The 12748-nt window shown below is 65.0% G+C and carries 13 protein-coding genes and 1 pseudogene; 8 read left to right on the top strand and 6 right to left on the bottom strand.

The genetic code is table 11. The features are described 5' to 3' along the window. From ACXJL8_RS18385 to ACXJL8_RS18375, 3 genes and pseudogenes are all read left to right on the top strand, one after another. Positions 1-70 (top strand): annotated as a pseudogene (locus ACXJL8_RS18385) (phosphoribosylformylglycinamidine synthase subunit PurQ); the annotation flags it as partial. After that, positions 67-1038, top strand: a complete 972-nt coding sequence (locus ACXJL8_RS18380; RefSeq protein WP_456621293.1) for a tripartite tricarboxylate transporter substrate binding protein BugD — start codon at positions 67-69, stop codon at positions 1036-1038. The pseudogene ACXJL8_RS18385 and the gene ACXJL8_RS18380, both read left to right, overlap by 4 nt. Positions 1039-1235: 197 nt before the next feature. After that, a complete protein-coding gene (locus ACXJL8_RS18375) occupies positions 1236-1973 on the top strand; it encodes a tetratricopeptide repeat protein (RefSeq protein WP_456621294.1) in 738 nt (245 codons plus the stop codon). A 10-nt stretch (positions 1974-1983) separates the two neighbouring features. Here the strand turns inward: ACXJL8_RS18375 and ACXJL8_RS18370 are convergent, their stop codons facing one another. Continuing rightward, positions 1984-2949 carry a DMT family transporter gene (locus ACXJL8_RS18370; RefSeq protein ID WP_456621295.1) on the bottom strand — a complete coding sequence of 322 codons (966 nt, stop codon included), beginning with the start codon at positions 2947-2949 and terminating at the stop codon, positions 1984-1986. Positions 2950-3024: 75 nt separating this feature from the next. Beyond that, entirely contained in the window at positions 3025-3504 is a 480-nt protein-coding gene (locus tag ACXJL8_RS18365) for a PaaI family thioesterase (protein ID WP_456621296.1), read from the bottom strand. A 182-nt stretch (positions 3505-3686) separates the two neighbouring features. On the opposite strand from ACXJL8_RS18365, the gene purL reads away from it, so the two are divergent. Next, complete coding sequence (gene purL, locus ACXJL8_RS18360) at positions 3687-5897, top strand: phosphoribosylformylglycinamidine synthase subunit PurL (RefSeq protein ID WP_456621297.1); 2211 nt, start codon at positions 3687-3689, stop codon at positions 5895-5897. A 189-nt stretch (positions 5898-6086) separates the two neighbouring features. Here purL and ACXJL8_RS18355 read toward each other — a convergent pair whose 3' ends face one another. Next, positions 6087-7274, bottom strand: a complete 1188-nt coding sequence (locus tag ACXJL8_RS18355; protein ID WP_456685361.1) for an acyltransferase family protein — start codon at positions 7272-7274, stop codon at positions 6087-6089. Positions 7275-7457: 183 nt separating this feature from the next. On the opposite strand from ACXJL8_RS18355, the gene ACXJL8_RS18350 reads away from it, so the two are divergent. Then, positions 7458-7631 (top strand): DUF1328 domain-containing protein, encoded by a 174-nt coding sequence (locus tag ACXJL8_RS18350; protein ID WP_456621299.1) that lies wholly within the window; start codon positions 7458-7460, stop codon positions 7629-7631. A gap of 100 nt (positions 7632-7731) precedes the next feature. Here the strand turns inward: ACXJL8_RS18350 and ACXJL8_RS18345 are convergent, their stop codons facing one another. Further along, positions 7732-8091 (bottom strand): DUF427 domain-containing protein, encoded by a 360-nt coding sequence (locus ACXJL8_RS18345; protein ID WP_456621300.1) that lies wholly within the window; start codon positions 8089-8091, stop codon positions 7732-7734. Between the two features lie 215 nt (positions 8092-8306). On the opposite strand from ACXJL8_RS18345, the gene ACXJL8_RS18340 reads away from it, so the two are divergent. Together ACXJL8_RS18340 and ACXJL8_RS18335 are read left to right on the top strand one after the other, a co-directional pair. After that, on the top strand, positions 8307-8543 hold the full coding sequence (locus ACXJL8_RS18340) for a BolA family protein (protein WP_011088461.1): 237 nt from the start codon (positions 8307-8309) through the stop codon (positions 8541-8543). Positions 8544-8585: 42 nt separating this feature from the next. Further along, complete coding sequence (locus ACXJL8_RS18335; RefSeq protein WP_456685360.1) at positions 8586-9779, top strand: low temperature requirement protein A; 1194 nt, start codon at positions 8586-8588, stop codon at positions 9777-9779. Positions 9780-9804: 25 nt separating this feature from the next. Here the strand turns inward: ACXJL8_RS18335 and egtD are convergent, their stop codons facing one another. Both egtD and egtB read right to left on the bottom strand, forming a co-directional pair. After that, positions 9805-10776: an L-histidine N(alpha)-methyltransferase gene (gene egtD / locus ACXJL8_RS18330; RefSeq protein WP_456685359.1), complete on the bottom strand. Its 972-nt coding sequence runs from the start codon at positions 10774-10776 to the stop codon at positions 9805-9807. 51 nt (positions 10777-10827) lie between these two features. Then, complete coding sequence (gene egtB, locus ACXJL8_RS18325; protein ID WP_456621343.1) at positions 10828-12123, bottom strand: ergothioneine biosynthesis protein EgtB; 1296 nt, start codon at positions 12121-12123, stop codon at positions 10828-10830. A 240-nt stretch (positions 12124-12363) separates the two neighbouring features. Here egtB and grxD point away from each other — a divergent pair, with 240 nt between their 5' ends. Continuing rightward, positions 12364-12690 carry a Grx4 family monothiol glutaredoxin gene (grxD, locus tag ACXJL8_RS18320; protein WP_354225476.1) on the top strand — a complete coding sequence of 109 codons (327 nt, stop codon included), beginning with the start codon at positions 12364-12366 and terminating at the stop codon, positions 12688-12690. Positions 12691-12748 lie beyond the last annotated feature (58 nt).

Genomic DNA, 12748 nt, shown 5'->3' with positions numbered 1-12748 from the left:
CATCATGGGCTGCACCGACGGCCGCGGCCTGTTCGCCGGCCTCGTCCAGCACCTGGAAAAGGCCGCGTGATTTCGTTCGTGTTGAAGCGGTGTCTCGCCGCGCTCGCGGCGGTTTCGTTCGCGACTGCCGCGTTCGCCCAGGATTTCCCCAAGCGCCCGATCACGATGATCGTGCCGTTCGCGGCCGGGGGCACCTCGGACGTGATCGCGCGCACGGTCGCCGAGCAGATGGGCATCGCGCTCGGCCAGACCATCGTGATCGAGAACGTCGCAGGCGCCGGCGGCTCGACCGCGCTGGCGCGAGCCGCTCGCGCCGAGCCGGACGGCTACACCATCGCGATCGGCAATGCCGGCACCAATGCTGCCACCTACACGATCTATCCAAAGCTGCCGTTCACGCCGGACTCCTTCGTTCCGATCGCGATGGTGGCGAAAACCTTCGGCATTCTCGCCGTGCGCAAGGATTTTCCGGCGAAGAACCTGAAGGAGTTCATCGCCTACGCCAAGGCCAACCCGGGCAAGATCAATCTCGGCCATGCCGGCGTCGGCTCCTCGAACTATTTGATCTGCAAGAGCTTCGTCACCGCCGCCGGGATCGACGCGACGCTGGTCGGCTATCGCGGCGCGGCGCCGGCGCTCACCGATGCGATCGGCAGCCAGATCGACGGCGTCTGCGATGCGGCAGCCTCCGTCTCGCAGTCGATCAGCGACAAGCTGGTGAGGGGGCTCGTGGTCGGCTCGACCGTGCGGCTGGCCTCGCTGCCCGATCTGCCCACGTCCGCTGAAGCGGGCCTGCCCGAATTCGAGGCGCAGGGCTGGAACGGCCTGTTCGCGCCCAAGGGCACGCCGCCGGCCGTCATTGCCAGGCTGAATGCTGCGGCGCGCACGGCGGTGGAGACGGACGCGGTGAAGAAGCGTTTTGCCGATCTGTCGACGGTCGCGCCCGACGACAACGAGCATGCGCCGGAGCTGCTTCAGCAGCTCGTGACGCGCGACGTCGAGAAATACCGGAAAATGCTCGCGGACGACGCCAAGTAGTTGCCGCGTCGCCTTGCGGCGTTGCGTCCGCCGCGACCCTCATGAACCTGCATCGCCGTCGGAGCGACTGATCCATCGCCATCAGGGCGCCGGCGCCCGTTATTTGATTGCTGTCGAGTGGGGCAACTCAAAGTTGTTTCGCCGTGGCAGTTGCGATATCAGGAAGCCTGCGCTGTCGTTGTGCTTCCGGATCTCACATGCCCGTCGCTCTGGTCGTTCTGCTGCTCGATATCACGTTGATTTATCACGCGTCGCGAACCGGGCGGCTGCAGCCCTGGGCCTTCATCATCCTGATGGTGCCGCTGATCGGCGCGCTGGCCTATATCGCGGTCGAGCTCATTCCCGAATGGTTCTCGAGCCCCGGCGCGCGGCAGGCGCGCCAGCGCGTCGCCAACCGGCTCGATCCGGAGAAGCGCTACCGCGAACTGTCCGACCGGCTTGCCGGCACCGACACCATTGCCAATCGCGCGGCGCTGGCCGAGGAGTGCGCGAAGGTCGGCCGCTTCGACGAGGCGGAAGCGCACTACGACCACATTCTGGCACTGCCAATGGGCCACGATCCCGCCTATGCGCTGGGCAAGGCGCAGGCCGCGTTTTCCGCCCATCGCGCGGCCGATGCGCTCGCGACGCTGGACGATCTCCAGAAGCAATGGCCGGATTTCGACTCGGCCGATGCGCATCTGTTGTACGCCCGCGCGCTGGCCGAAGTCGGCCGCCTCGACGAGGCGCTCGAGGAATATCATGCCGTCGCCGGCTACTTCCCGGGCGCCGAGGCGCGGGTCCGCTACGGCATGCTGCTGCAAATGGTCGGCCGCACCGCCGAGGCGCGCCTGGTCTTCAACGAGCTCCTGATCCAGATGCGGCGCGCGCCCAAATATCTGCGCGAGGCGCAGGCCGAATGGCTGTCGATCGCCGAGAAGCAGCTCTCGGCCTGAACGGCGCGCTTCAGCGCTTCTTCAGCCGCTCCGCCGGCACCGTCATCGCGGCGACGCCGGCCATGACCAGCAGCAGTCCCAGCGCCAGGTTCGACGGCACGCTCTCGCCGAGCAACAGCACGGACAGCCCGACGCCGATCGGGATGCGCAGATACCCTTGCGCGTTCGTGGTCAGCGTGCCGAGCCGGCCGAGGCACATGTAGAACAGCATCAGCCCGAGCGCGCTGGAGACGATGCCCATGACGATGGTGGCGATGATCGCCGTCGGTGTCGGATGCAGCGTCCAGGGCTGGTCGATGAGGAGCGAGGGCGGCAGCAGCACGAGGCCGCCGAACAGCAGCGAGCCGGCCGCCACCACCATTGGGTCGTATTCGGACAGCCGCAGACCGAAGATCGTCGCGCAGGCAAAGGAGATGGTGGCGAGCAGGATCGCGATCTCCGCCACGATCTCGCTGCCGAGGCCGTGCAGCGCATCGAGGCCGACGATGACGACTGTGCCGGCAAGACCGAGGATCGCGCCCGCGAGCTTCAGCAGCGTCGCCGGTTCATGCCGCGTGATCAGCGAGGTGATCAGGAAGGCGAAGATCGGCGTGGTTGAAGCCAGCACCACCGTGTTCGATGCGGGCACATAGAGCTGCGACCAGGTGATGATCAGGAACGGGAAGGTCGAGTTGATCAATTGCTGGGTCGCGAACAGCTTCCAGGCCCTGGCATCGGTCGGAATCCTGACGCCGCGCATCCACAGGATCGCGAACAGGAAGGCGGCCGCGATCAGCGAACGGGCGGAGATGAAGGTGATCGGCGGGATCGTGTTCAGCGCGAGCTTGGCCAGCGGATAGGTGGAGCTCCAGCAGCAGGCGAGCGCGAACAGCAGCGCATAGTCGCGCCAGCTGCGCGCGCCGGTGGCGGCCATGGACGGTAGCGGCGTTGATGCGGACGCCGTCGTGCGACCCGCCCCCGATGTGCTCTGCGGCACCTTGTTCTTGCTCCCCGGCGCGACCGCGCTTCTCGCAAGTCTGGGCGAGGGGGCGCCAAAAGGGAAGGCGTCGAGCTATGCGTTTGGCTGAGGGAGCGACTTCCGCTTGGCCCGCTTGATCGTCCCGGAAAAGGTGAACAGCCGGCGCTCGTCGGAGGTCATCTGCCCGCGCAGGAAGATCAACGAACCACCGGCGCGGGTGACCTCGCCGGTGCACTCGATCAGCTCGCCCTCGTGCCCGGCATCCAGGAACTCACAGGCGAAGTTGACCGTCACGCCGCGGCCGTTCAGCGCGTTCCGGCCGATCGCGAACAGGCAGTAGTCGGCGAAGGCCATGAAGCAGCCGCCATGGATGTTGCCGGAGCCGTTCAGGTGCTTCTTTTCGACCCGGAAGGCGCAGCGGACGCTGCCGTCCGCTTCCAGGCGGTGCCAGAAGGGACCGATATGGTTCTCAAAGCTGTCGCGGATCCAGGTCTGCCAGCCCTTGAACTCACCCTCGGTCGCGACATGCAGCTCGGGGCGGGGCGGAGCGGCCGTTTTGGTCAATTCGTGCAAGGAAATGGGCCTTCAATTGCGGGGCTTTAGCCCTTAAATCCGATCCGTCCGCGCCGTGCAATTCCCGTTCCCGCACCCCTCGGCCGCAAAACGTGGGACAGTGGGAAAATGCGCCATAAAGGGCTTTTCGCGAGGCCCCGATCTTCCTAAGAACGGCCAACGCCGCCGAAAGCCCCGAATCCATGAAGAATGAACCCAAGATCACCCCCGAACTGGTTGCCGCCCACGGGCTCAAGCCCGACGAATATGAGCGCATCCTGAAGCTGATCGGGCGGGAGCCGACCTTTACCGAGCTCGGCATCTTCTCGGCGATGTGGAACGAGCACTGCTCGTACAAGTCGTCGCGGATCCATCTGCGTGGCCTGCCGACCAAGGCGCCCTGGGTGATCCAGGGCCCCGGCGAGAACGCCGGCGTGATCGACATCGGCGACGGCCAGGCCGTGGTCTTCAAGATGGAGAGCCACAACCACCCGAGCTACATCGAGCCCTATCAGGGCGCGACCACCGGCGTCGGCGGCATCCTGCGCGACGTCTTCACCATGGGGGCACGCCCCATCGCCTGCCTCAACGCGCTGAGCTTCGGCGCGCCCGAGCATGCCAAGACCCGGCATCTGGTCTCCGGCGTGGTGGCCGGCGTCGGCGGCTATGGCAATTCCTTCGGCGTGCCGACCGTCGGCGGCCAAGTGCGCTTCCACACCCGCTATGACGGCAACATCCTGGTCAACGCGATGGCCGTGGGCCTCGCCGACGCCGACAAGATCTTCTATGCCGCCGCCTCCGGCGTGAACATGCCGATCGTCTATCTCGGCTCGAAGACGGGGCGTGATGGCATTCACGGCGCCTCGATGGCTTCGGCAGAGTTCGACGACAAGTCCGAGGAGAAGCGCCCGACGGTGCAGGTCGGCGATCCCTTCGCCGAAAAGCTGCTGCTCGAGGCCTGCCTCGAGATCATGGAGAAGGGCTGCGTCATCGCGATCCAGGACATGGGCGCGGCGGGCCTGACCTGTTCGGCGGTCGAGATGGGTGCCAAGGGCGATCTCGGCGTCGACCTCGATCTCGATGCGGTGCCGACCCGCGAGACCGGCATGAGCGCCTACGAGATGATGCTCTCGGAGAGCCAGGAGCGCATGCTCATGGTGCTCAAGCCCGAGAAGGAGCAGGAAGCCGAGGCGATCTTCAAGAAGTGGGGGCTCGATTTCGCCGTGGTCGGCTACACCACGCCGAGCAAGCGCTTTGTCGTCAAGCATGGCGGCGACGTCATGGCCGATTTGCCGATCAAGGAGCTCGGCGACGAGGCGCCGCTCTATGACCGCCCGCATGTCGCCTCCGCCGGGCTGCCGGTCGTGCACGCCCGCGACGTGCCGGCGCCGATGGGCGTGGGTAGCGCGCTGGAGAAGCTGATCGGCACGCCGGACCTATGCAGCAAGCGCTGGGTCTGGGAGCAGTACGACCACGTCATCCTCGGCAACACCATGCAGCGTCCCGGCGGCGACGCCGCCGTCGTGCGCGTGCAGGACGGGCCGAAAGGGCTGGCGCTGACCGTCGACGTCACGCCGCGCTACTGCGAGGCCGATCCGTTTGAGGGTGGCAAGCAGGCGGTGGCGGAAGCGTGGCGCAACATCACCGCGGTCGGCGGCAAGCCGCTCGCGATCACCGACAATCTCAACTTCGGCAATCCGGAGCGGCCCGAGATCATGGGCCAGTTCGTCGGCTGCCTGAAAGGCATCTCGGAGGCCTGCCGCACGCTGGACTTCCCGGTCGTGTCCGGCAACGTCTCGCTCTACAACGAGACCAACGGCCGCGCGATCCTGCCGACGCCCTCGATCGGCGGTGTCGGCCTGCTCGACGACTTCACCAAGTCCGCGTCGCTGGCCTTCAAGGCCGAGGGCGAGGCGATCCTGCTGATCGGCGAGACCCATGGCTGGCTCGGCCAGTCGGTCTACCTCCGCGATATCTGCGGTCGCGAGGAGGGCGCGCCGCCGCCGGTCGACCTCGCCGCGGAGAAGCGCAACGGCGATTGTGTGCGCGGCATGATCCATGCGGGCACCGCGACCGCCGCGCACGACCTCTCCGACGGCGGGCTCCTGGTCGCGCTCGCCGAGATGGCGATGGCAAGCGGCATCGGCGCGAAGCTGCTGGCAGCGCCCGCTGCGCTCGTCCCGCAAGCCTATTGGTTCGGCGAGGATCAGGCGCGCTATCTCGTCACCGTGCCGGAAACGGAAGCCGGCCGCGTGCTCGCCAAGATGCGCGGCTGCGAGGTGCCCTGCGTGCGGATCGGCACCACCGGCGGCGACGCGATCGCGATCGCCGGCGAGGCGCCTGTCGCAATCGACACGCTGCGTGCCTCGTTCGAGCGCTGGCTGCCGGAGTATATGGGCGGGAAGGCGGCGTAGCGACGCCACAATCTCAGACCCGTAGCCCGGATGGAGCGAAGCGTAATCCGGGATGGTACCCGCGGCGACAGCCCCCGGATTGCGCGGAGCCTGTCATCGGGCGGCGCTTCGCGCCGACCCGTTGGCTCCATCCGGGCTACGACCACTTCGCTGCGCTCGGAACGACGATAGGAGGCCGGTGCCGTTTCCTCAAAGCACCTTCGTCGCGCCCGGGATCTGCCGCAACGCTCGCGTCAGCGCCCAGCTCGCCGCGACTGTCAGTACAAACCCGATCGTGGCCTTGACGATCGCCGGCAGGTCATAGTCGAACAGCCAGTATTGCAGCCACAGTGCGATCGGATAGTGCACCAGGAACATGCCGTACGCGTCGCTCTGCATTGGATCGAGCAGCCTGGCTGAGCCTGATTGCCTGAACCTCTGGAAAAAGGCCAGGATCAGGAACATGATAGCCACGCTGAAGACAGCGAAGCAGATCGCGTAGAGCGCCTCATACCAGTTCRGCAGCGGCGACGGGTTGCCCAGGACTTCCCGCTTGATGGCGATCAGCCCCCACAGCAGGCAATACGGGACGATCGCCAGCACCATCCAGTCCCAGCTCACCTTCGCCATCCGGCCGTCTGCGGCGAGCAGCCCGCGATCCATTTGCGCAACGCCGATGCCGGCGCCGAAAAAGAAGTAGGTCGCATACAGCATCACGCGCCCGTGCTGCACCGAGAACGGCCCGAATTCGAACCAGCTGCTTGGCCCATAAATCATCAGCCCGGGAACGTAGAACGCCGCGGTAACGGCAAGCATCACCGCGAAGAACACCGCGGGCCGGCGGCGGCCGTGCAGCGAGAGGCGATTGATCGGATCGAGCAGATTGGGCGACAGCCGGTGCAGCAGGCAGGCAACCAGATCGAAGGCGAACAAGACCCAAAGGAACCAGATCGGCCCGCTCGGCCACGGGCCCTTCGTGATCATGTTCCAATAGTATTCCGAAAAGCCGATCTCGGGATGGTGCCGCAGCGAGATCGCGTAATAGGCGAGCGGAATGACCGTGAAGGCGCAGATCACGAAGGGTAAGCCAAGCCGAAGCAGGCGATCTGCCAAATAGCTCCGCGCTCCCTTCCGGGCGATACCGGACCAGGCGAACAGTCCCGACAGGAAGAAGAACATCGCCATGAAGAAACTGTCGGTGGCGAGCACGATCATGTCGAAGCCGAAGAAGTACTTCGGATCGGTATGACCGAAATAAGTATAGGGGATCACCGCGTGATGCAGCAGCACCACCAGCGTCAGGAAGGTGCGGGCGCGATCGAGCGACACATTGCGCGTCTTGCTCTTCGGCGCGGCGTGCACCTCTGCACCGATCGTCGCTGACTGTGACATCGTCATCGTGGCCGCCCCGGTCTCGCTCCCGTCCCGGCTAGACTTTGCCGCCGGGAACCCGATTCAGCAAGCGCCGTTTGTCCCCGCCTTGCCGGTCCGGTATCGCCAGGAACCAGCTCCACGCAGCGAAGTTAGCGTTCACGGATGGGTTGAGGGCCGCCGCGTGCGGCAGCTATCTCGGAGCTGGCGATGACGATCCTGAAATGGGCGCTGATCTTCCTGGTGATATCGATCGTGGCCGGCGTGCTCGGCTTCACCGGCATCTCCGCGGCCTCCGCAGATATCGCCCGCTTCCTGTTCTACGTCTTCGTCGTGATCTTCCTGGTGCTGCTGGTGCTCGGGCTCACGATCTTCAGGGCGTAGCCTGCGTCGTCATTCCGGGATGGTGCGCTAGCACCAGACCCGGAATCTCGAGATTCCGGGTTCGATGCTTCGCATCGCCCCGGAATGACGCCATCTCCAGCTACCCCACTTCCTCGATCTTGACCTTGTCCGGGTAGAACGCCAGGTGGCCGGTGATTTCGGTCATCGCCGGGAAGGGCGTCTCGTAGGTCCAGATGGCGTTGTCGAGCGTCTTGCCGTCGGCCTTGATGCTGTAATAGCTCGCATCCCCCTTGTAGGGGCAATGGGTGACACGGTCGGTGCGCTCGAGCAGCGCCATATTGGTGTCCTCCCGCGGCACATATTGCACCGCCGGGTATCTGGCCTCCTTCAACGTCAGCGCCTTGGTGGTCTCCGCGATCACGATGTCGCCCGCCGTCACGCGGACGCGCCGGGGGGTGGGGGTGATGGTGATGGGGTGGTCGGGCCCTGGGAGCTTCATGATTTCACGCCTTTTCGATCAATCTGCCGCGCGCGGCACTTTGTCGTGCCTTTATCCTGATGGGATCACGGATATAGTACCTGAAGGCGTGACGTAGAAGGCCGTTCACGCTAAGTTTGGCCCTGCCGGCAAGTTTGGTTTTGCAGATCCGGACCCCGGCAGCGATTCGACGACGACGAGGCTGATTTGCAGCCGAGACAAGGAGCACGACCCGAATGCCCATGGACGCCCACGATATCGAGGCGATGATCAAGGCAGCGATCCCCGATGCCGAGGTGACGATCCGTGACCTCGCCGGCGATGGCGACCACTACGCCGCGACCGTGATCTCGGAATCCTTCCGCGGCAAGTCCCGCGTCCAGCAACACCAGATCGTCTATCAGTCGCTGCGCGGCCAGATGGGCGGCGTACTGCACGCGCTGGCGCTGCAAACCGGGGTGCCGGGCACCTGATCTGACGGGCACCTGATCTGATCGCGTGACGAGGGAACGGTGATGGCTGCGGACAATCCGCGCGGCGCGATGTTTCGTGTGATCGTGCCGAACCAGCACAGCCGCGTCACCAATGCCGAGCTGTTCTTCGACCTCGTCTTCGTCTTCGCCATCACGCAAGTCTCGCACACGCTGCTGCACCACTTCACGCCGCTCGGCGCGGTGCACGTCATGGTGCTGTTTCTCGCCGTATGGTGGGTGTGGGTCTACACGGCATGGGTCACCAACTGGCTCAACCCCGAGCTGACGCCGGTCCGCGTCATGCTCTTCTCAATGATGCTGGGCGGCCTCGTGCTGTCAACCACGATCCCGACCGCGTTCGAGGGGCGCGGCTTGTGGTTTGCGATTGCCTATGCGGCCATGCAGGTCGGACGCACCGCCTTCTGGATGTTCGCAACCCCGCGGCATCGGACGGCGGTGCGGCACAACRCGATCCGCATCCTGACATGGCTCTCGATCTCCGCGGTCCTGTGGATCGCGGGCGGGCTGTCCGAGGGCGAAACCCGGCTATGGCTGTGGATCGCGGCGGTCACGTGGGAATACATCTCGCCGGCGGCACGCTTCTGGGTCCCCAGGCTGGGCTTCTCATCGGTCGAGGCCTGGGCGGTCGAAGGCGGCCACATGGCCGAGCGCTGCGCCGGCTTCATCATCATCGCGCTCGGCGAGGCCGTCGTCGTCAACGGCGCGACCTTTGCCGAGCTGGACTGGACCGCGGACAACATCCTCGCCTTCGTCTCGGCGCTGGTCGGCAGCATCGCGATGTGGTGGATCTATTTCCACAAGGGCGCGGAAGCCGGCTCAGAGCGGATCTCGAAGACCACCGAATCCGGCCGGCTGGCGCGGCTCGCCTACACCTATCTGCACATGCCGATCGTCGCCGGCATCATCCTGACCGCGGTCTCGGACGAACTGGTGCTGAAGCATCCGACCGGGCATTCCGATGTCAGGACCATCGTCAGCACGGTCGGCGGGCCGCTGGTGTTTTTGGTCGGCACTATCCTGTTCAAGCACGCGATCCGCGGCTTCCTCCAGCTCTCCCACGGCATCGGCATCATCGCGCTCGCGGTGCTGTGGTGGTTCGCGTCGGAGCTGTCGCCGCTCTGGCTCTCGGTCGCGACCACGGTCATCATGATCTTGGTCGCGGTGTGGGAATCGGTGTCGCTGGGGTCGACGACCGAGGAGGCGGAGGAGCATTGACCCGGCGCCCCGGGCGCCGAAGCGTTTACTCCGCCACCTCCAACGCATGCACCGAGAACATCTTGGCCGCGTCCGTCCAGCTCTCGCGCACCCGCCAGCCGGCGCCCTGCGCCAGTGCGGCGAAGCGTTCGAGGCTGTATTTGTAGCTGTTCTCGGTGTGGATGCTCTCGCCGGGGCGGAACGAGAAGCTGGTGCCGAGCAGGCGAACGGTCTGGCTCTTCTTGCTGATCAGATGCATTTCGATGCGGTGCCGCTCGCGGTTATAGATCGCGCGATGGGTGAAGGCGGAGAGGTCGAAATTGCCGCCGAGCTCGCGGTTGATGCGCACCAGCACATTGAGGTTGAAGCGCGCGGTGACGCCGGCGGCGTCGTTATAGGCGTCGTGAAGAACCCGCTCTTCCTTTTCGAGGTCGGCACCGATGATCATCTGTGCGCCGCGGCCGAGGATCTCGCGTGCGCTGTTCAGGAAGGCTTGCGCCTCGTGCGGCTCGAAATTGCCGATGGTCGAGCCCGGGAAGAAGCCGACCTTGGGCATCGATGCCACGGCCTTGGGCAGCTCGAACGGCGTGGTGAAGTCGGCCGCCACCGGATGGATGCCGAGTGAAGGGAAGTCCCGCTTGAGGCCGTTCGCCTGCGCCTTCAGGAAGTCGCCGGAGATGTCGACGGGGACATAGGCCGCGAACTTGCAATGACTGAGCAGCAGGCGGACTTTTGTGGTCGCGCCCGCGCCGAATTCGACGAGTGCGGCGTGCTCCGGAATGATCTTGGCGATCTCGCCGCCGCGTTCCCTCAGGATCGATAGCTCGGTGCGGGTCGGATAATATTCCGGCAGGCGCGTGATCGCCTCGAACAATTCCGATCCGGTCGCGTCATAGAAATATTTCGGCGACAGTTTTTTCGGCTGTTGCGAGAGGTCCTCGATGGCCTCGCGGGCAARGGCGGTGGTCTGCTCGTCGGGAAGATGGGCTTCGGCCAAAGCGCTGGCGTGCACATTCATGATACTCTCCTGAACGCGCTGTCCGGCGCGTATCTATCGTCGGATTAAAGACTAGACGTAATCGGCGAGCCGCAGTCCGGTGAACTGCCAGCGATGGTGCGGATAGAAGAAGTTGCGATAAGTAATACGGCTATGTCCTTCGGGAGTTGCAAGCGAGGAGCCACGCAGCACCAGCTGGTTGACCATGAACTTGCCGTTGTATTCGCCGAGTGCGCCTTCGATGGCGCGGTAACCCGGGTAGGGCGAGTAGGACGACCGTGTCCACTGCCAGACGATGCCGAAGGCATCGTTGAGCTGGCCCGCGCGGGCGGCGACCTCCCATTCCATCTCGGTCGGCAGATGCTTTCCCGCCCAGCGCGCGAACGCATCGGCCTCGTAATAGCTGACATGGCAGACGGGGGCGTCGGGATCGACCGGCTTGAGGCCGGCGAGCGTCATCACCTGCCAGGCGCCATCGACCTCGCGCCAATGACCCGGAGCCTGCCAGTCTTCCTTGCTGGCGGCGGCAAAGCCGTCCATCAGCCACAGCGTTGCTTTGGCGTAGCCACCGTCGCGCATGAAGGCGAGCCATTCGCCATTGGTGATGAGATTGCGTGCGATCCTGACCGGGCCGACGAGGGCGCGGTGGGCCGGCCTCTCGTTGTCGAAGTGGAAGCTGTCATCGACATGGCCGACGGTGTGGATGCCTTCGTTGAGGATCAGCCATTCATCGCCGGTGCGCGTCGCGGACGGAAAGCGCCAGTCCGGGTCGTAGGCCGGATAGACCGGGTTCTGCGCGAAGGCGTGCAGGATGTCGGTGAACATCAATTCCTGATGCTGCTGCTCGTGATTGAGCCCGACCTCGACCAGCGGCGCGATGGCACGGAGCTTGTCCTCGCCGGCCTCGCGGAAGAATTTGACGACCGCAGCATCGACATATCGACGATAGGCGCCGACCTCGCTCGCGCCGGGCCGGGTGATGTCGCCACGGTGATTCCGGGCATGACGGGGCCCTGCGCTGACGTAGTAGGAATTGAACAGGAACGCGAAATCGGGGTGGAAGGGCTGGTAGCCCGGGCAGTGCTCGCCGAGCAAAAATTGCTCCCAGAACCAGGTGGTGTGGGCGCGGTGCCATTTCGCCGGGCTCGCATCCGGCATGGACTGGATCTGCTGGTCCTCGGGCGAGAGCGGCGCGGCCCGGTGCTCGGTCTCGTTGCGGACGGCGAGAAACCCGTCCTCCAGCCGCTGGGCGAGATTGCCCGGGTCGGAGGACGGTGACGAAATTGGCGGGGCCGTGGCGGAGGCTGGTTTCGTCACGTTTTTCTCCAGACAGGACAAGAGAACGTTGTTGGCGTTGCCCGGTTCCAAAACCAAGGTTCGTCCTAGATAGGGGCTCCGTTACGGTATGAAAGTCCTCCCCGGCGATGATATTAGCGTCATCAGCCCATGCGCCCGCCGGGGGGGCGGACCGGCTTTCCGGGTCCTGTCGCCGCCATTTTACTTTGGATGCACAACGGTTTGGGCTACATATATGGCAAGGTATCGGGTTAAATCGGCTGAGCCGGCCCGAAGTGATCGTTGAGGGCTCCGCCCCGGAAGGACATGGATATGAGCATCGAGGAATTCATCGCCAACGAAGTGAAGTCGAACGACGTGGTTCTGTTCATGAAGGGCACGCCGCAATTTCCGCAGTGCGGTTTCTCCGGCCAGGTCGTCCAGATCCTCGACCATCTCGGTGTCGGCTATAAGGGCCTCAACGTTCTCGAATCCGCCGAGCTGCGCAACGGCATCAAGACCTTCTCCAACTGGCCGACCATCCCGCAGCTCTATGTGAAGGGCGAGTTCGTCGGCGGCTGCGACATCATCCGCGAGATGTTCCAGGCCGGCGAATTGCAGCAGCTCCTCTCCGAGAAGGGCGTCGCTGTCGCGGCCTGACGCGTGACCACGCTGACGCGCCGGATCGGCGGCGCGGAGCTTGAGGTCATCGTTGCTG

It is taken from the genome of Bradyrhizobium sp. P5_C11_2, assembly GCF_054049755.1.
The sequence above is the reverse complement of the archived record's forward strand: the minus strand, read 5'-3'. Positions and strand labels throughout refer to the sequence as shown.

Excerpts from the sequence above, each read along its gene's own strand:
- ACXJL8_RS18375 (WP_456621294.1), top strand. The coding sequence starts at position 1,236 with ATGCCCGTCGCTCTGGTCGTTCTGCTGCTCGATATCACGTTGATTTAT.
- purL (WP_456621297.1), top strand. The coding sequence starts at position 3,687 with ATGAAGAATGAACCCAAGATCACCCCCGAACTGGTTGCCGCCCACGGG.
- ACXJL8_RS18350 (WP_456621299.1), top strand. The coding sequence starts at position 7,458 with ATGACGATCCTGAAATGGGCGCTGATCTTCCTGGTGATATCGATCGTG.
- ACXJL8_RS18345 (WP_456621300.1), bottom strand. The coding sequence starts at position 8,091 with ATGAAGCTCCCAGGGCCCGACCACCCCATCACCATCACCCCCACCCCC.
- ACXJL8_RS18340 (WP_011088461.1), top strand. The coding sequence starts at position 8,307 with ATGCCCATGGACGCCCACGATATCGAGGCGATGATCAAGGCAGCGATC.
- grxD (WP_354225476.1), top strand. The coding sequence starts at position 12,364 with ATGAGCATCGAGGAATTCATCGCCAACGAAGTGAAGTCGAACGACGTG.